This window comes from Mycolicibacter sinensis (assembly GCF_001667375.1).
Classification (GTDB): domain Bacteria; phylum Actinomycetota; class Actinomycetes; order Mycobacteriales; family Mycobacteriaceae; genus Mycobacterium; species Mycobacterium sinense_A.
In genome coordinates this window covers 56,573-76,526 of sequence record NZ_LZIN01000019.1, presented here as the reverse complement: position 1 = coordinate 76,526, position 19,954 = coordinate 56,573, and the positions used below count along the sequence as shown (strand labels likewise).

At 70.7% G+C, this 19,954-nt stretch carries 4 protein-coding genes; all 4 read left to right on the top strand.

Annotated features, from left to right (window positions below):
• Positions 1–4 precede the first annotated feature (4 nt).
• Genes A5771_RS03705 through A5771_RS03690 form a run of 4 tightly spaced genes read left to right on the top strand, consistent with a single transcriptional unit; the run spans position 5 to position 19,954 of the window.
• Positions 5–4,750, top strand: a complete 4,746-nt coding sequence (locus A5771_RS03705) for a type I polyketide synthase (RefSeq protein WP_064853849.1) — start codon at positions 5–7, stop codon at positions 4,748–4,750.
• A gap of 5 nt (positions 4,751–4,755) precedes the next feature.
• Positions 4,756–10,131 (top strand): type I polyketide synthase, encoded by a 5,376-nt coding sequence (locus tag A5771_RS03700; RefSeq protein ID WP_082947038.1) that lies wholly within the window; start codon positions 4,756–4,758, stop codon positions 10,129–10,131.
• Entirely contained in the window at positions 10,131–15,554 is a 5,424-nt protein-coding gene (locus tag A5771_RS03695) for a type I polyketide synthase (protein ID WP_064853847.1), read from the top strand. Before A5771_RS03700 ends, A5771_RS03695 begins: the two co-directional genes overlap by 1 nt.
• The gene (locus A5771_RS03690) at positions 15,551–19,954 is read left to right on the top strand and encodes a type I polyketide synthase (RefSeq protein WP_109401009.1); all 4,404 of its coding nucleotides are present in this window, start codon (positions 15,551–15,553) and stop codon (positions 19,952–19,954) included. The genes A5771_RS03695 and A5771_RS03690 overlap by 4 nt, the downstream gene beginning before the upstream one ends.

Genomic DNA, 19,954 nt, shown 5'->3' with positions numbered 1-19,954 from the left:
CCGCATGACCGCAGCATTTGACGAAGAATCGCTGCGCCATTGGCTGGCCGACTATCTGGTCACCAACATCGGCTGCAGCCCCGACGAAATCGACTTCAACGCGTCGCTGAACGACCTGGGCGTCGGATCGCGCGACGCCGTGGTGCTCTGCGGTGAACTGTCCGAACTGCTCGGTCGCAAAGTGTCGCCGGTCGAGCTCTGGCAACATCCGTCGGTGACGGAGCTGGCGAAGTTCCTCATCGAACCGGAGGCGTGCGACGAGGAGTCGGCGCCGGAGCCCGGCCGGTTGGGCACCGACGAGCCCATCGCGGTGATCGGTCTGGGTTGCCGGTTCCCCGGCGACATCAACTCGCCGGAAGCGCTGTGGCAGTTCCTGATCGACGGCGGCAATGCGGTCACCGAGGTGCCCGACGACCGCTGGGCGCCGTTCGACGACGGGTCGCCCGAGGTCTCGGGGACCATCGCCCGCACCACCCGATGGGGCTCGTTCCTGAGCGACATCGCCGCCTTCGACGCGGAGTTCTTCGACATCTCCAGCCGCGAAGCCGTCAAGATGGACCCGCAGCAGCGACTGTTACTGGAAGTGGCGTGGGAAGCGTTGGAGCACGCCGGAATTCCGGCGACCTCCTTGCGGCGCTCGCAGACCGGGGTGTACGTCGGAGCCAGCATCACCGAGTACGGCTGCCATGCTTCCGCCGACGTGACGGCCGTGGACGCCTGGAGCAACGCCGGTGGCGCACTGAGCATCATCGCCAACCGGCTGTCGTATTTCCTGGACCTGCGCGGTCCCTCGGTGACGGTGGACACCGCGTGCTCCTCGTCGCTGGTCGCCCTGCACCTGGCATGCCGGAGCCTGCGGACCGGGGAGTGCGAGACCGCCGTCGCCGGCGGCGTGAACCTGCTGATGTCCCCGGCGGTGTTCCGTGGCTTCGACCAGAGCGGTGCGCTGTCGACGACCGGCGCCTGCCACGCGTTCGACGCCGAGGCCGACGGTTTCGTCCGGGGCGAGGGCTGCGGTGTCGTGGTGCTCAAGCGGCTCTCCGATGCCCGGCGTGACGGCGACCGGGTGTGGGCGGTGGTCCGCGGATCGGCGATAAACCAAGACGGCCACTCCAACGGCCTGCTGGCTCCCAACCCGGCCGCCCAGATGGCGGTGCTGCGCTCGGCCTACGCCGACGCCGGAATCGCGCCGCAGGAGGTCGACTACGTCGAAACGCACGGCACCGGCACCCTGCTCGGGGACCCGATCGAGGCCCGGGCGCTGGGAACGGTGTTGGGCCGCGGACGGCCTGTGGATGCGCCGCTGCTGCTCGGCGCCGCCAAGTCGAACCTCGGCCACCTCGAGGCGGCCGCCGGCATGGTCGGGTTCATCAAATCGGTGCTGGCCGTGCAGCGCGGGCAGATTCCGCGCAACCTGCACTTCAACACCCCGAACCCGCACATCTCCTTCGACCAGATGCGGTTGAAGGTCGTTGCCGAACACCAGGACTGGCCGTCCACCGACCATCCACGCCGGGCCGGGATCTCCTCGTTCGGCTTCGGCGGCACCAATGCGCACGTGGTGATCGAGCAGGCGCCGCCGGCCAAGATCACTGCGCGCGAAGCAGATCCGGCGGTCACCACTCTGGTGGTCTCCGGACGGAACCAGGAGCGGATCGCAGCGACCGCCGGCGACCTGGCCGCCTGGCTGGACGGGGCGGGCGCCGAGGTGGCCCTGCCCGACGTCGCGCATACCCTCAACCACCACCGCGCCCGGCAGCCTCAGTTCGCCACCGTGTGTGCCCGCGAGCGCGGCCAGGCCATCCGCGGCCTGCAGGCGCTGGCCGCCGGCACGTCGGCCGACGGTGTCGTCGGTCCGCACGACGGGCCGTGCGGCCCCGGCACGGTATTCGTGTATTCCGGGCAGGGCTCCCACTGGGCCGGCATGGGCCGGCAACTGCTCACCGACGAACCGGCGTTCGCCCGGGCGCTGGCCGTGCTGGAACCGGCGTTCGTCGAACACGTCGGATTCTCGCTGTGGCAGGCGATCTCCGGCGGTGAACCGGTCAGCGGCGACGCGCAGGTGCAGCCTGTCCTGATGGGACTCCAGCTGGGCCTGACCGAGCTGTGGCGCTCCTACGGGGTGCACCCCGACGCCGTCATCGGTCACTCCATGGGCGAGGTGACGGCAGCGGTGGTGGCCGGCGCGCTGAGCCCGGCCGACGGATTCCGGGTGATCGCGGCGCGCTCCCGGCTGATGTCGCAGCAGGCCGGCCAGGGCGCGGTCGCGTTGCTGAACTTGGACGCCGAGGCCGCCGAGTCGCTGCTGACCGGCTACCCGGACGTCAGCGTGGCGGGCTACCTGTCGCCCAAACAGACCGTGGTGGCCGGACCGGTGGCGCCGGTCGATGCGGTGATCGCCGCGGTCAGCGCCGGAAACAAATTCGCCCGGCGGGTCAACATGGAAGTCGCCTCGCACACCGCGCTGATGGATCCGATCCTGCCCGACCTGCGGGCGGCGCTGGCGGATCTGACGCCCGAGGTCGCCACCATCCCGTTCTTCTCCACCGTGACCGAGAGCGCGATGCCGGCCGGCGGCATGCCACTGCTCGATGCCGACTACTGGGTGAACAATGTGCGGCAGCCCGCGCTGCTGACGCAGGCCATCACCGCCGCCGCCGCCGAGCACACCACCTTCGTCGAGATCAGCGCGCACCCGATCCTCACCCACGCGATCGCCGACACCTGCGACGCGCTGGGCGGTCACCACCACAGCGTGGGCACCCTGATGCGCAACGCCGACGACGCGGTCAGTTTCCACACCAACCTCAACCGCACGCACACCGCCCAGCCGCCGCAGGCCCCGCACCCGCCGGAGCCGCACCCGGTGCTGCCCAGCACGCCGTGGCAGCACAGCCGGTACTGGATCGACACCGTCGCCATCCGCAACGGCGCCGGGTCGGCGACCACCGGGGCCGAGGTGCCCACCGGCCGGGCCGGTGCGGTGCCCACCGAGTGGTGGTGCGAGCTGACCTGGCCGGCTGCCGACGTGGCAGCGGCCGAAGCCGCCGGGCAGTCCTGGCTGGTAGTCGGCGACGACACGGTGGGCGCCGAACTCGCTGCGTTGCGCGGTGGCGCGGTGAAGACGGTGGCCGCCGACGCCGACCCGGCGGCACTGGCAGCGGCGCTGAGCGGAGCCACCCACGTGCTGTACGCGCCGGTGGCGGCCGCTGTCGGCCTCGGTGCGGCGCCGGCCTACCAGGTGTTCAACACCGCACGACGACTGGTCACCACGATCCTGGACCACCAGACACCGGCCACGTTGTTCCTGCTGACCCGCAACGCCCAGCCGGTCGGCGACGGCGACCGGGCCAACCCCGCCCATGCCGTGCTGTGGGGACTGGGCCGCAGCCTGGCCCTGGAACACCCCGAGATCTGGGGCCGGGTCATCGACGTCGATGAGTCCGTTCCGGCCGCGCTGGTCGCCGGCTACCTGCTCGCCGAAGCCGGCGCCGCCGACACCGAGGACCAGATCGTCTACCGAGCCGGTATCCGCCGCGTCCCGCGGCTGCGCAAGGGCCGTCCCAGCGGCGCCGCCACACCGGTCGAATTCGCCGCCGACAGCTGCCATCTGGTGATCGGCGCCACCGGCAACATCGGCCCGCAGCTGGTTCGGCAGCTGGCGGCCAGCGGAGCCAAGACCATCGTCGCGGTGTCGCGGCGGCCGGGCACCCGTCTGGACGAACTGGCGGCCGAGTTGGCCGGGACGACACTGGTGACGGTGGCCGCCGACGCCGCCGACGAGGCCGCGATGAGTGCGCTGTTCGACCGGTTCGGCGCCGACCTGCCGCCATTGGCCGGTATCCACGTGGCCGCCTTCGCCGGTGGTCCGATCACCCTGCGGGACATGACCGATGACGACGTCACCGCGATGTTCCGGCCCAAGCTCGACGTGGTCGCTGTGTTGCACAAGCTGTCGCTGCGGCACCCGGTGCGCCACTTCGTGCTGTTCTCGTCGATCTCCGGAATCACCGGCTCGCGCTGGCTGGCGCACTACACGGCCACCACCACCTTCCTGGACACCTTCGCCTACGCGCGCCGGGCGGCCGGACTGCCGGCCACCGCGATCAACTGGGGATTGTGGAAGTCGTTGGACGACAGCCAATCCGACGCCGAGCGTCAGGTGACCGCGGAGTCCGGGCTGCAGCCGATGGCCGACGAGGTCGCGATCGGAGCGCTGCCCCTGGTGATCGGCGCGCAGAGCGCCGTGCGGCACACCGTCGTCGCGGCGGACTGGCCGCGGCTGGCCACCGCCTACCGCACCCGGGCCGCGTTGCACATCGTCGACGACCTGTTGGCCGTCGCCGCGCCCGCCGACGGATCGGCGCCGGTCACCACCGAGTTCCGCCGCACCCTGAGCGACGCGGAACCCGAACAGCGCCTGGAGTTGCTGCGCGAACACGTCATCACGCAGGTCGTCGCCGCCATGGGTCTGGCATCGCGCCACGCCCTGGACCCCACGGCCGGATTCTTCGCCTCCGGCATGGATTCGCTGATGAGCGTCACCCTGCAGCGCGCCCTGTCCGACAGCCTCGGCGAAACCCTGCCGGCCGCAGTCGTTTTCGACTACCCGACCATCGATGCGCTGACCGGGTACCTGGCCACGATCCTGCCCGAGCTGGTGGAGGCAGCCGAGCAGGACAGCGCCGACGACTATGACGACATGAGTGATGACGAGCTGCTCGCGCAGCTATCAGAGAGGTTGAATTGAGCGGGATGGTTACGGGGCCGACAGGGTCGGCCGGGGGGTCGGATCGTCGCTCGATTGTTGCTGAGGCGCTGCGCAAGATCGATGACCTGACGGCGCGATTGGCGGTGGCCGAGGCCGGTGATACCGAGCCGATCGCGGTGGTCGGGATGGGCTGCCGGTTTCCGGGTGGGGCGGATGGCCCGGCCGCGTTCTGGCAGCTGTTGTGTGATGAGGGCTCGGGCATCGTTCGGGTTCCGGCGGATCGCTGGGACGCCGATGCGTTTTTCGCGTCGGATCATTCGGCGCCGGGAACGATTTGTTCGCGCGAGGGCGGGTTCTTGTCGTCGTGGCACCCTGCGGAGTTCGACGCGGAGTTTTTCGGTATCTCGCCGCGTGAGGCCGACGCGATGGATCCCCAGCAGCGGTTGCTGATGGAGGTGTCCTGGGAAGCGCTGGAGCATGCCGGGATCACCAAGGAGGCGATCCGCGGCACCCAGACCGGTGTCTTCGTCGGCCTCACCACTAACGACTACGCCCTGCTGGCGGCCGAAAGGGTCGGCCCCCGCGACGTCGACCCTTACCTCGCGTTCGGCAACGGCCCGAACTTCGCGGCCGGTCGGTTGTCGTATTTCCTTGGCGTGCACGGCCCGGCGATCATGCTGGATACGGCCTGCTCGTCGTCGCTGGTGACGATTCATCTGGCGTGCGCCAGTTTGCGGCGCCGGGAGTCCGATCAGGCGCTGGCCGCCGGGGTGAACCTGATGCTGTCCCCGCAGAACAGTGTGGCGACGTCGCGGTGGGGGATGTTGGCCCCGGACGGCCAGTGCAAGACCTTCGACGCCGGCGCTGACGGCTATGTGCGCGGCGAGGGCGCCGGGGTGGTGGTGCTCAAGCGGCTTTCGGATGCTCAGCGTGATGGTGACCGGATTCTGGCGCTGGTGCGGGGTTCGGCGGCGAATCAGGATGGTCCGTCGAGTGGTCAGACGGTGCCGTCGGGTCCGGCACAGCAGAAGGTGGTTCGGGCGGCGTTGGCCGCGGCGCGGTTGGAGCCGGGTGACATCGACTACGTCGAGGCGCACGGTACTGGTACCGCTTTGGGTGATCCGATCGAGTTGGATGCGTTGGCGGCGGTGTTCGGTGAGCGTGGTTCGTCGGCGCCGCTGGTGCTGGGTTCGGTGAAGACGAATCTGGGGCATCTCGAGTCGGCCTCGGGTGTGGCAGGTTTCATCAAGACGGTGTTGTCGGTGCAGCAGGGGTTCATTCCGCGGCATCTGAATTTTTCGGAGTTGACGCCCAATGCCGGTGCGGGGGCGTCGAAGTTCCAGATCGCCGCGCAGGCGATGGCGTGGCCGGCGGTGTCGCGTCCGCGGCGGGCGGGGGTGTCCTCGTTTGGGGTGTCGGGCACCAATGCGCATGTGATCATCGAGCAGGCCCCGGCCGTCGAGCCGGTTGAGCCGGCCGGGTGGGTTGCCGAGCCGGTGGTGCAGACGTTGGTGGTCTCGGGTAAGTCGCCGGCGCGGATCGCGGCCACCGCCGGTGTGCTGGCGCAGTGGATGACCGGCGCCGGCGCCGACGTGCCACTGGCCGACGTCGCGCACACCCTGCGCCGGCACCGCAGCCGCTTCAAGTACACCGCGAGCGTCTGCGCCCGCGACCGCGCCACCGCGGTGGCCGGATTGACCGCTTTGGCCGCCGGCGACAGTGCCGCCGGTGTCGCCGAGCCGCGGATCCAAACCCCAAGCGCCCGACCGGTGTTCGTGTTTTCGGGTCAGGGTTCGCATTGGGCGGGGATGGGTCGTCGGTTGTTGGTGGATGAGCCGGTGTTTGCCGCGGCTGTTGACCAGTTGGAGCCGGTGTTTGTCCGCGAGGTGGGTTTTTCGCTGCGTGAGGTGATTGCCCAGGGTGCGGAGATTTCCGGTGATGCGCAGGTGCAGCCGGTGATCATGGGGTTGCAGTTGGCGTTGGTGGCGTTGTGGCGTTCCTATGGGGTGGTTCCGGATGCGGTGATCGGGCATTCGATGGGGGAGGTCTCGGCGGCGGTGGTGGCCGGGGCGTTGACGCCCGAGCAGGGCCTGAAGGTGATTGCGGTGCGTTCGGCGTTGATGTCGCGGCAGGCCGGTCAGGGTGCGGTGGCGTTGTTGGAGTTGGATGCGGCGGCCACCGGTGTGTTGTTGGCGGAGTATCCGCAGGTGGCGGTGGCGGGGTATTTGTCGCCGCGGCAGACGGTGGTGGCGGGTGTGCCCGCGGATGTGGATGCGGTGATTGCGGCGGTGGCGGCTCGGGAGCGGTTTGCCCGGCGGGTCAATATGGAGGTGGCCTCCCATACCGCGTTCATGGATCCGATTCTGGCGGAGTTGCGTGCGCAGTTGGCCGGGGTGGTTCCGGCCTCGCCGCAGATCCCGTTTATTTCCACGGTGGTCGACCCGGCCGGGCCGGCCCCGGTGCTCGATGCCGACTATTGGGCCGACAACGTGCGCCAACCCGCATTGGTCAGCCAGGCGATCGGCGCCGCGGCCCAGAAGTACGGCACCTTCATCGAGATCAGCCCACACCCGCTGTTGACGCATTCGATCATCGAGACGGTCGAGGCCGCCGCAGCCGAACCCGCGACGGTGGCCTCGACCCTGCGCCGGGGCGACGACGAAACGCTGAGCTTCCACCTTCAGCTCGCCGAACTGGGCTCCGGTGCGGATGGCGCCGGGGGCTTCGCCGAATTGCCCAGCGCCCCATGGCAGCACAGTCATCACTGGCTCGCTGCGCCTGCGCGGGCCGGCCAGGCACCCGATGTGCACCCGCTGCTCAGCACACACGTCGAGCTGCTCACCGGCCGCGACCACATCTGGCAGACCGAGGTGAGCACCGACCTGATGCCCTGGCTGGCCGAGCACCAGGTGCAGGGACAATCCGTGCTGCCGGCGGCGGCCCTGATCGAGATGGCCTTGGCCGCCGGCAGCCAAGCACTCGGCACACCCGTCGAGTCGCTCTCGGTGACGGGCTTGGCGATCGAGCAGCCGCTGATGCTCGACGGCGCAATGCAGATCACCACTCAACTCAACGCGGACGCGCAGGCCCGGATCGAGATCCACGCCCGGTCCGCCGGCGAGGCCTGGACGCGGTATGCGCTCGCCGAGATCGCCCCGGCGGAGCAGGGGGTCGAGGCGACCCCGGGGCAGAGCGTGCTCACGCTGCCCGACGACGTCGCCACCCATCCGGCCTACCACCTGCACCCGGTGCTGCTCGATGCCGCGCTGCGGCAGCTGGCGGCCGCCATCCCCGGCGACGACTCCGCAGACCTCGGTTATGCGCCGACGGCGGTGGCCGCGGTGCGAATCTTCGCACCGGCCGGACGTCAGGTGCGTTGCCACACCGAGGTGACCGGCAGCGACGACGGAGCCGCGGTGGGCCGGGTGATGCTGACCGATGATGCGGGCGCCCCGCTCGCCGAACTCACCGGCATCGAACTGCGTCCGATCGACCCGCGCTCGCTGCGGGTGCCGCTGGAGCAGAAGATCTTCGCCACCGAGTGGATCGAGTCCGCGGCGCCGGAACCCGCCGGTGCCGCAGCGGGCAGCTGGCTGGTGCTCGCGGAGCCGGACTCGGACACCGAAGGCGTGGCGGCGGCATTCGCCGCGCGGCTGGCGGCACCCGACCGCAAGGTCGTCACCGGCCCGTTCGCCGACCGGCCGGCGCTGACCGAGGCGGTCGCGCGGGCCGCCGGCGACTCCGCGCACCCCCCGGCCGGGATCGTGGTGTTCCTGGCGCGGCAGAGCGTCGACATCGCCGACCCGCAAGCACTGGCCCGCGCCCGCGACCTCGTCTGGACGGCGTCGACCGCGGCGCGGGCGGCGGTGCAGGGCTGGGCCGGGGCCAAAGGCGCGCGGCTGTGGCTGGTCAGCCGCGGTGGGCTGGCGGTCGGTGACGAGCCCGGAGACCCGGCCATCGGCGCCCTCAAGGGTGTGGTGCGTACCTGGCGGTTCCCCGGCGAACTGGCCCGGGTGCTGGCCGACGAACCGGACCTGGCCGCCACCCTGGTCGATGTGGACCCCGCGGCCGGCACCGAGTCCCTGGTCGCCACGCTGCTGGGCGAACTTCGGGCCCCGGTCCGCGACGACGTCATCGCCTACCGCGGGCAGCAGCGCCACGTCGAGCGGCTCACCCGGGCCACGCTCGCCGGAACCGGCGACGCCCCGCGCGCCACCGTCCGCGCCGACGGCTCCTATCTGCTCACCGGCGGTCTGGGCGGGCTGGGCATCGTGGTGGCACGCTGGCTGGCGGCCCGCGGTGCCGGGCGGATCGTCCTCAACGGCCGCAGTGAGCCCTCTGAAGCCCAGCGTGCGGTGCTGGCAGAACTGGCCGCCGACACCGAGGTGCTGTACGTTCCCGGTGACATCAGTTCGCCCGGGGTGGCGCAACGCTTGGTCGCCGCCGCCGAAGAGACCGGCCGGCCGCTGCGCGGCGTCGTACACGCGGCCGGTGTGCTCGGTGACGGGCTCGTGACGGAAGTGACCCCCGAGAGCCTGGAGAGCGTCTGGTCGGCCAAGGCCGCCGGCGCGGCGCAGCTGCACGCCGCCACCGCGGACCGCGGGCTGGACTGGTGGGTGGGGTTCTCCTCGATGGCCGCACTGCTGGGTCTGCCCGGCCAGCTCGGCTACGCCACCTCCAACGCATGGCTGGACGCCCTGATGACGTGGCGGCACGCGTCCGGCCTGCCGGCCACCGCCATCAACTGGGGCCAGTGGTCCGACGTGGGCCTCGGGCGCTCGATGACCCTGAGCGTTCTCGATCCGATCAGCCCCGACGAAGGCGTCGAGGCGCTGGACGCGGTGCTGGGCGCGGACTTCTCCCGGGTCGGGGTGGGACGGCTGCGCATCGACCGTGCGGTCGCCACCTCGCCGGAGTTCCGCGACCTCACCTTCTTCGAGGATCTGGTCGGCGACGCCGCGACGTTCGGTGCTGCCGAGTCTCCGGGCAGCGGCGGCGGCGCAGATCCGTCGGCGGCCCCGGACTGGTCGCAGATCCCCGCCGACGAGCGACGCGGCGAGTTGGTGGTCAGATTGCAGGCTATTCTTGCCCGCGAGCTCCGGACATCGGCGGCTGCGGTCGATGTGGACCAGCCGTTCCCGGAGATGGGCCTCGATTCGATGATCGCGATGACCGTTCTGAAAGAGACACAGCAGCTGGTGGGGGTGGATTTGTCGGCGTCAATGCTGTGGAATCACCCCAGCATTTCAGCTTTGGCGACGCATCTGGTGGGATTGCTGGCATCCCGTTACGACCAGCCGGACAACGCAGCGGCCCAAGATGACGGTCATCTGACGTTCGACTCCCCCGGTGGTGTGCTGGACGAGTTGTTCGATCAGGTCGAATCGGCATCGACCGGGAGCGAGAGCGGTAGTTTTTGATGACGACGATCTTCAACAGGATGTCGGCGCTGCCGGCCGAGAAGCGCGATGAACTGAACGGAAAGTTCGAGAAGGCAGCGCAGACCACGGCCGCCGAACCGATCGCAGTGGTCGGCATCGGTTGCCGGTTGCCCGGGGGAGCCGCCGGTCCGGACGCCTACTGGAACATGCTCGCCAACGGCACCGACGCGATCGTCGAGGTTCCCGCGGACCGCTGGGACGCCGAGGAGTACTACGACCCGGACACGCTGGCGTCGGGCAAGATGTCGTCGAAGTGGGGCGGCTTCCTCACCGATGATGTGGCCGGTTTCGATGCTGATTTCTTCGGCATCTCGCCGCGCGAAGCCGAAGCCATGGACCCCCAGCAGCGGCTGATGCTGGAAGTAGCGTGGGAAGCCCTCGACCACGCCGGGATGTCGCCGGAGAAGCTGGCCGGCATCCGCGCCGCGGTGATGATGGGCATCTATTACACCGAATACCAAGGTATTTCGGGATCAAACCCGAACGCCATCGACGGCTACACGGCCACCGGAACCGCCCACGCCGTGGCGGTCGGGCGCATCGCCTACCTGTTGGGCCTGCGCGGGCCGGCGATCGCGATGGACTCGGCGTGCTCCTCGTCGCTGGTCACCATCCACATGGCCTGCCAGAGCCTGCGGATGCGTGAGAGTGACCTGGCCCTGGCCGGCGGCGTCAGCCTCATCCTGCGCCCCGAGACGCAGATCGCCATGGCCAAGTGGGGCATGCTGTCCCCGCGCGGCCGCTGCCACAGCTTCGACGCAGGCGCCGACGGCTTCGTGCGCGGCGAGGGCATCGGGGTTGTGGTGCTCAAGCGGCTCACCGACGCGATGCGCGACGGCGACCGGGTGCTCGCGGTGGTGCGGGGTTCGGCGGTCAACCAGGACGGCCGTTCCAACGGCCTGACCGCGCCGAACACCATCGCCCAAGGCGAGGTCATCCGCCAGGCGCTGCGCTGGGCGAACGTCCCGCCGAGTTCGGTGAACCTGATCGAAGCGCACGGCACCGGAACCGGTCTCGGGGATCCGATCGAGTTCGAGGCGCTGGCCGACGTGTACGGCACGGGACCGGACCGCTGTGCGCTGGGCGCGGTGAAGACCAATATCGGCCACCTGGAGGCCGCCGCGGGAATCGCCGGCTTCATCAAGGCCGCACTGGCGGTACAACGGGCCCAGATTCCGCCGAATCTGCACTTCTCCAAATGGAACCCGTCGATCGACCCGTCCCCGACCCGGCTGTTCATCCCCACCGAGATGACACCCTGGCCGGCGGCCGAGGGGCCCCGCCGCGCCGCGGTGTCGTCGTTCGGGCTGGGTGGAACCAACGCGCACGTGGTGCTCGAGCAGGGACCCGACCTGGCTCCCGCACCGCCTCCGGCGGACCCGGTGAGCACGCTGGTGGTCTCGGGCAAAACCGAGCAGCGGGTGGCGGCCTGGGCCGCGACGCTGGCCGACTGGCTGGCCGGCCCCGGCGCCGCGGTGCCGCTGGCCGACATCGCCAACACGCTCAACCACCACCGCGGCCGGTACGCCAAGTTCGCCACCGTGTGCGCCCGCGACACCGAGCAGGCTTTGGCCGGGCTGCGGGCCGTCGCCGGCGGATACCCCGCACCCGGCGTGGTCGGCACCCGCACCGCGCAGAGCGGCCAGGGCGGCAAGGGCACGGTCTTTCTGTACTCGGGCCAGGGGTCGCAGTGGGCCGGTATGGGCCGTCAACTGCTGATCGACGAGCCGGCGTTCGCTGCCGCCGTCGACGAGCTGGAGCCGGACTTCGTTGCGCAGGTAGGGTTCTCGCTGCGCGGCGTGCTGGAATCCGGTGAACCGGTGGTCGGCATCGACCGTATCCAGCCGGTGCTGGTGGGCATGCAGCTGGCGCTGACGGCGTTGTGGCGCTCCCACGGGGTCGAGCCGGACGCGGTGATCGGGCATTCGATGGGGGAGGTGGCCGCCGCGGTGGTCGCCGGTGCGCTGAGCCCGGCCGACGGGCTGAAGGTGATCGCCACCCGCTCGAAGCTGATGGCCCGGTTGAGCGGCCAGGGTGCGATGGCGCTGCTGGAGGTGGACGCCGAGGCGGCCGAGAAGCTGGTCGCCGAGCACGGCGGGATCACCGTGGCGGTGTACGCCGCCCCGCAGCAGACCGTGATCGCCGGCCCGCCCGATCAGGTCGACGCGGTGGTCGCGGTGGTCGACGCCCAGGGCAAGCTGGCCCGACGCGTCGAGGTGGACGTCGCCTCGCATCACCCCACCGTGGACCCGATCCTGGGCGAGCTGGCCACCGCGCTCGCCGGCCTGGCGCCGTCGGCCCCGAAGATTCCGCTGATCAGCACGGTCGGTCAAACCGGAAGCGACACACCGGGATTCGACGCTGACTACTGGGTGCACAACCTGCGCAACCCGGTGCGGTTCAGTCAGGCCGTCACCGCCGCCGCGGCCGGTCACGCGACCTTCGTCGAGGTCAGCCCGCACCCGCTGCTGTCCCACGCCATCAACGGCAACCTGGAGTCGGCCCGGCCCGCCGGCGATCACGTCGTGACCGGCACGTTGCTGCGCGATCAGCCCGAGGCGCTGAGCTTCCACACCAACCTGGCGGCCGTCGCCCCGCCGCCGGCTGACGCGCCGCAACCCGACGGCGGCATCGGGCGCGCCGACCTGCCGCCGCGGCCGTGGCAGCACGTGCGGTACTGGGCGGGCGCGACCGCCGCCAACCGGCACTTGGCGGATGCGCATCCGCTGCTGGGCGTCCACGTCGAGCTACCGGCCGGCCACGGCCACGTCTGGCAGGCCGACGTGGGCACCGACATCGTCGCGTGGATGGCGCACCACAAGGTGCACGGCCAGGTCGTGATGCCGGCCACCGGTTTCGCCGAGATTGCGCTGGCCGCGGCCGGCGAGGCCCTGGGCCTGCCCCCGTCGGCGGTCGCGGTGGACCGGGTCGAGGTCGAGCAGATGCTGCGGGTCGACGACCGCACCGAGGTCACGACCCGGCTGTTGCACGACGCTGATGGCTCCGACGAGTTGCGGGTCGAGGTCCACTCCCGCGCTCCCGGCGGCGCCTGGTCGCGCCACGCCGTCGCCCGGGCCGCGGCGGCGCAATCCGCCGCCCCGGCGCAACGTCCGGCGTCCGCCACCGGCGGTACCACGCTGTCCCCGGCGGATCTGTACACGGCGCTGCGTCGCACCGGACTGCAGCACGGTCCGGCGTTCGCCGCGCTCACCCGCATTGTCCGCAAGCCCGGCGGCGCCTCGGAAGCCGAGATCGTGCTGCCCGACGAGGCGACCGCGCACCGCGACTACCGGGTTCACCCGGTGATGCTCGACGCGGCCCTGCAGTGCCTGGCCGCCGCGCTGCCCGACGAATCGCTGAGCGGTGCCGAGGAAGCCACCTACCTTCCGGTCGCGGTGGAGACCATCCGGGTGTTCGGCGAAGTGGGCCGGCGGGCCCGCGGCTACGCCGAGGTGGTCAGCCACGACGACGGCGGGATCCTGGGGCGGGTCATCCTGACCGACGAGACCGGGGCGACGACCGCGGAGCTGTCCGGGATCTATCTACAGCGGGTGCAGCGCCGCACGGTGCCGCTGCCGCTGACCCAGAAGATCTTCGACACCGACTGGACCGATCTTCCGGTTCCGGCGCAGCCCCCGGCAGCCGCCGACGGCAGCTGGCTGGTGCTGACCGACGGACCTGAAAGCGAAGCGCTGGCAGCCGATTTCGCCGCCCGGTTCTCCTGCCAGAGCCGCCGGGTCATCACCGCGGACCTGCGCAGCGAGCACTCGGTCCGCGAGGCGTTCTCGCGGACCGCCGACGACCCGGACCGGCCCCCGGTCGGCGTGATCGTCGTGCCTTCCGCCACCCCGTTCGACGAGACCCCGGCCGATGTGGCTGTTCGAGGCCGCGATCTGGCCTGGTCGGTCGCTTCGACGGTGCGCACCATCGTCGGCGGCTGGCACGGCACCGCGCCACGGCTGTGGCTGGTCGGCCGCAACGGCCTGACCGTCGGAGCCGAAGAATCGGGCGATCCCTCGATCTCCGCCCTCAAGGGGCTGGTGCGGGTGCTGGCCTACGAGCACCCGGACCTGCACACCGGCGTGGTCGACCTGGACGCCTCGGCGGACCCGGTGGCCGCGCTGATCACCGAGCTGGGGCTGGCCGGCACCGACGACGTGGTGGCCTGGCGCGGGGAGAACCGCTACGCCGAACGCCTCAAGCGGGCCACCCTGACCGCCACCGGCGTCCCGGCCGTGCGGCGCGACGGCGCCTACGTGCTCACCGGCGGCCTGGGCGGCATCGGGCTGGTTGTGGCCCGCTGGCTGATCGAGCACGGCGCCGCGCGGATCGTGCTCAACAGCCGTTCGCAGCCCTCCGCGGAGCAGCGCGCGGTGCTCGACGAGCTCGCCGAGCGCGCCCAGATCGCGGTGGTCTCCGGTGACCTCGCCGCTCCGGGTACCGCCGAGAGCCTGGTCGCCTCGGCGGAAGAGACCGGGCTGACACTGCGCGGGGTCATCCACGGCGCCGCGGTGATCGACGACCAGATCGTGGTCGGCATCGACAAGGAGACCCTGGACCGGGTGTGGGCGCCCAAGGCGGCCGGAGCCCTGCGCCTGCATGTGGCCACCACCGGAAAAGACCTGGACTGGTGGGTCGGGTTCTCCTCGACGTCGTCGCTGCTCGGGGCGCCCGGCCAGGCCTCCTACGCCGCGGCCAGCGCCTGGCTGGACGGCCTGGTGGCATGGCGGCGGGCCGCCGGGCTGCCGGCGATCACCATCAACTGGGGCCAGTGGTCGGGTGTCGGCGTCGCCCAGGAGCTCAAGTTCAGCGCGCTGGACCCGATCGACCCCGTCGAGGGGATGGAGGCGCTGGAAGCCATCCTCGGCGGCGACCTCGGGCAGATCGGGGTGGCGCGGCTGCGGCTGGACCGGGTGGCCGCGGCCTTCCCGGAACTGCAGCAACTCGGGTACTTCTCCACCCTGGCCGGTGAGCTCGACCTCGACAGCGAGGACGACGACTGGCCCGGCCCGGAGGGCCTGCGCCAGCTCGACCCTGCCGAAGCCGCCAAAGCGGTGGTCGCCCGGTTGGGCGCCCGGATCATGGCCATCATGGGCTACCCGAAGGACAGTGCGATCGATCCGGCCCGTCCGCTGACCGAACTCGGGATGGACTCGTTGATGGCGGTGCGCATCCGCAACACCGTCCGCGGCGACTTCGGGGCGGAGCCGCCGGTGGCGCTGCTGTTGCAGGGCGCCTCACTGACCGACCTGGCGGCCGACCTGACCCGGCAACTCGGCTTGGCAGCGCAGGAGAACGGCGACGGCGCCGGCGATGTCGGCGGCATTCGTAGCCGGGCACAGCAACGTGCCGCAGCGCGGCAACGGGCGGCGTCGCGGCGAAAAGTAGGAGACCGAACGTGAGCACCAACAACGAAGTGCCGCCCAATGCGATCGCGGTCGTGGGTATGGCCGGGCGGTTTCCCGGCGCCCGCACCCTGACGGCGTTCTGGGACAACCTGCGTAGCGGCACGGAGTCCATCGTCACGCTGTCCGAAGACGAGCTGCGTGCCGCCGGCGTCAGCGACAAGGCGCTGGCCAACCACAACTACGTTCGGCGGGCCGCGCTGCTGGAGGGCATCGAGGAGTTCGACGCCGGGTTCTTCGGCTTCACCCCGCTGGCCGCGCGCACCATGGACCCGCAGCACCGGCTGTTCCTGCAGACCGCATGGCACGCCCTGGAAGACGCCGGCTACCAGCCCGGCGAACTGGAGGGGTCGGTCGGCGTCTACGGGACCAGCACCACCAGCGGCTACCTGCTGCACAACCTGATGTCGCACTACGACCCCAACCAGATCATCGGGCAGGGCGTCAGCTTCGACATGGTCAACCTGTCGCTGCAGAACGACAAGGACTACCTGGCCACCCGGGTGGCCCACCAGCTCAACCTGCGCGGGCCGGCGCTGTCGGTGCAGACGGCCTGCTCCTCGGCGCTGGTCGCGGTGCACCTGGCCTGCCAGAGCATTCTCAACGGCGAATGCGACATGGCGCTGGCCGGTGGCGCGTCGTTGCGCATCCCGCACCACGTCGGGTACTGGCACGAGCCGGGTTCGATGGTGTCGGCGACCGGCCACTGCCGGCCGTTCGACGTGCGCGCCGACGGCACGATCTTCTCCAGCGGTGTCGGCGTGGTGGTGCTCAAGTCGCTGGCCGACGCGGTCGACGACGGTGACCGCATTCACGCAGTGATCCGCGGCTCGGCGCTGAACAACGACGGCGCCACCAAGATGACCTACGCCGCGCCCACCGCCGCCGGGCAGGCCGACGTGATCGCCGAAGCGCACGCGGTCGCCGAGGTCGACGCCTCCACCATCAGTTACATCGAATCGCACGGCACCGGCACCCCGCTGGGTGACCCGATCGAAATCGAAGGCCTGCGACAGGCTTTCGCCGTTTCCGAGGAGGAGCGGTCCGGCCCCTGCTATGTCGGCTCGGTCAAGTCCAACATCGGGCACCTGGAGTCGGCGGCCGGCATCGCCAGCCTGATCAAGACCATCCTCTGCCTCAAGCACCGGGCCATCCCGGGCACGCTGCACTACACCAGCCCGAACCCGGAACTGCACCTGGACTCCGGCCCGTTCCGGATCCGCAGCGAGTACGGGCCCTGGGAGTCCGACGGCGTCCGCCGCGCCGGTGTCAGCTCCTTCGGGGTCGGCGGCACCAACGCGCACGTCATCTTGGAAGAGTGGGCGCAGGAGTCGCCGGTGGGCGCCGCACCGCAGGCCGGCCCCCAGGTGCTGTTGCTGTCGGCGCGTACCGCCGAGGCGTTGCAACAGGGCCGGTCGGATCTGGCGGCCGAGCTGTCCGGCGGCGCTGACACCGAAGCGCCGAATCTGACCGATGTGGCCTACACCCTGGCGCGCCGCACACCGGAGAACCTCCGGCTGGCCGCGGTCGTCGCCGACCGGGCCGACGCGGTCACTGTGCTCGACGCCGAGGAGAGTGAGAACGTCTTCATCGGCGAGGGTGTGACCGACGCGTCGGAGACCGACCGGGTGGTGTTCTTGTTCCCGGGCCAGGGCGCGCAGCACATCGGGATGGCGCGCGGGCTGTATGACACCGAACCGGTGTTCGCCGAGTACTTCGACCGTTGTGTCGCCGGATTCGACGCCGAACTGGGCTTCGACCTGCGCGCGCTGATCTTCGACGGCACCTCCCGCGACCTGGAGCGCACCGACCGCACGCAGCCGGCCCTGTTCACCGTCGAATACGCGCTGGCGAAGCTGATCGAAAGCTACGGGGTGCGTCCGGCGGCGCTGGTGGGCCACAGCATCGGCGAATACGCCGCGGCCACCGTCGCCGGCGTGTTCGACCTCGACACCGCGATCAAAGTGGTGGCGATGCGGGCCCGGCTGATGCATGCCGCGCCACGCGGCGTCATGGTGGCGGTGCCGCTGAGCCCCGACGCGGTCGGCACGTATCTGACCGGCGACGTCGACCTCGCCGCGGTCAACGATCCCGACGGCTGCGTGGTGGCCGGCAGCGAAGAGGCGATCCGCGCGTTCACCGACGCCCTCAAGCAGGCCGGGGTCAACGCCCGCCGGGTGCGCACCTCGCACGCATTCCACTCCCGCCTGATGGAGTCGATGATCCCGGAGTTCACCGGTTTCCTGTCCCGCCAGACGCTGCACGAGCCGCAGATCCCGCTGCTGTCGAACCTGACCGGCACTCAGATGGCGGCCAGCGAAGCCACCAACCCGGCGACCTGGGCGCGCAGTGTGCGGGCGACGGTGCGCTTCGCCGACGAGATCGACACACTGCTGAACGAACCGCACCGCGTGCTGGTGGAGGTCGGACCCGGTGCCACCCTGACCGCCTCGGCGGCCCGCCATCCCAAGTTCGCCGAGGGTCACCGCACCGTGCGGCTGATGCGCCACCACGCCCAGAACCGCGACGACCGGGACACCTTCTTGCTGGCGCTCGGCCAACTCTGGGCTGCCGGCGTCGACGTGGACTGGTCCGGTCTGCGCGGTGACTACCAGCCCAAGCGGGTCACGGTCCCGGGCTATCCCTTTGAGCGTCAACGGCATTGGCTGGAGCACAATGCCGGGGCCACCTGGGTCTCCGGCGCGGTGAACAACGGTGCCGTCGCGAGCGGCTCCGGCGGCGCCGATCGCGCCGGCGGCTCGGCCGGGTCGTCGATCGAGGCGACGCTGCAACGTATCTGGGCGTTCTGCCTGGGGGTCGGCTCGGTCGAGACCAACGCCAACTTCTTCGACATCGGCGGGGACTCGCTGGTGGCGATCAGCGTCGCGATGGCCGCCTCCCACGAGGGGATAGACCTGACCCCGCAGGATCTCTACGACCACCCGACCGTTGCGGCGCTGGCCAAGGCACTGACCGCCCGCTACGCCGCCGGCGGGCTGGCCCGCCAGTCGCCCGGCAGCGTCGAGCACCCGCCGGTCCCGCCGAACATCACCTACTTCTTGGAGAACGGTGTTCGCGAACACGGGCATTGGCGCATCCCGCTGATCCTGCGACTGCGCCCCGACGTCTCGGTCGACGACGTCCGCTCGGTGCTCACCGCGGTGGTCAATCACCACGACGCCCTGCGGCTCCGCATCACTGAGCGGGCCGGCACCTGGGAACAGCACCTCGCCGAGCCCGGCGAGTTCGGCGAGATCGGCACGCATGCGCTGCCGGAGGGCCTCACCGCCGAACACGACGCGGTGCGCACGATGCTGACCGAACACATCCGCGAACAGGACCTGTCCAGCCCGCCCCTGACCGCCCTCTACATCCGCGGGTCAGCGGGCGACGTGTGCTATCTGGGGTTGAGCCTGCACGCCACGGTCGGTGACGAGGCGTCCCGCGACATCCTGCTGACCGACATCTTCACCGCGTTCGGCCAGAAGCTGGCGGGCAACGACATCGAGTTGGCGCCGGTCGGGGTCGGCTGGGCCGAATGGTCGCAGCGCTGCGCCGGGCTTGCCACCCACCCGGCGGTGTTGGAGAGCCGCGAATACTGGTTGCAGGCAGCCAAAGCCGCGACCCTGCGGCTGGGTGCAGAGGTCGCCGAGCCGCCGGCGGACACCGACCTGTCCAAGCTCACCTCGTCGCTGGCGGCCGCTGACACCAGCGAGATCGACGACGCCCGACGCCGGCTGCGACTGCCGATCAACGAGATTCTGTTGGCCGGGTTGAGCCGGGCGGTGGCGGCGACCGTCGGCGCGGGCACCGTGGCCGTCGATATCGGGGGAGCGGGCCGCTCGGTGCTCAAGCCCGACGTGGACCTGCGGCGCACCGTGGGCTGGTTCACCACCATCTACCCGGTCGCGCTGAGCTGCTCCACCGAGGCACAGGCCACCGCACGTCAGCTGCTGGACGAAGTGCACGAAACCCTGGGCGGTGTACCGCATTACGGGATCGGCTACGGCTTGCTGCGCTACCTCTACGCGCCGACGGCACGACTGTTGTCCTCGGTCGCACCCGCCGACATCCACTTCGCCTATGTCGGTGCGATCCCCGAGTTGCCGTCGGCGGGCGATGCGCCGGTGCAGTTCGACCGCGACATCGCGATGCCGGTGCGCGAGGCGATCCCCGGTCTGGGACACGCGCTGGAGCTGCGGGTCTACCGCACCTCCGGTGTGCTGCACCTGGACTGGTGGTTCGACAGCCGCCGGGTCGAGGAGTCGGTGGTGTCCTCGATCGCCGAGGGCTTCTCGACAGCGGTGCTGGATCTGGTCCGCGAGGCCATCGCCGAAGACGATCTGGCAACGGCCGACGCCGAAGACGGGGAAATGACCCTGGTCGAGCTGTCCTAG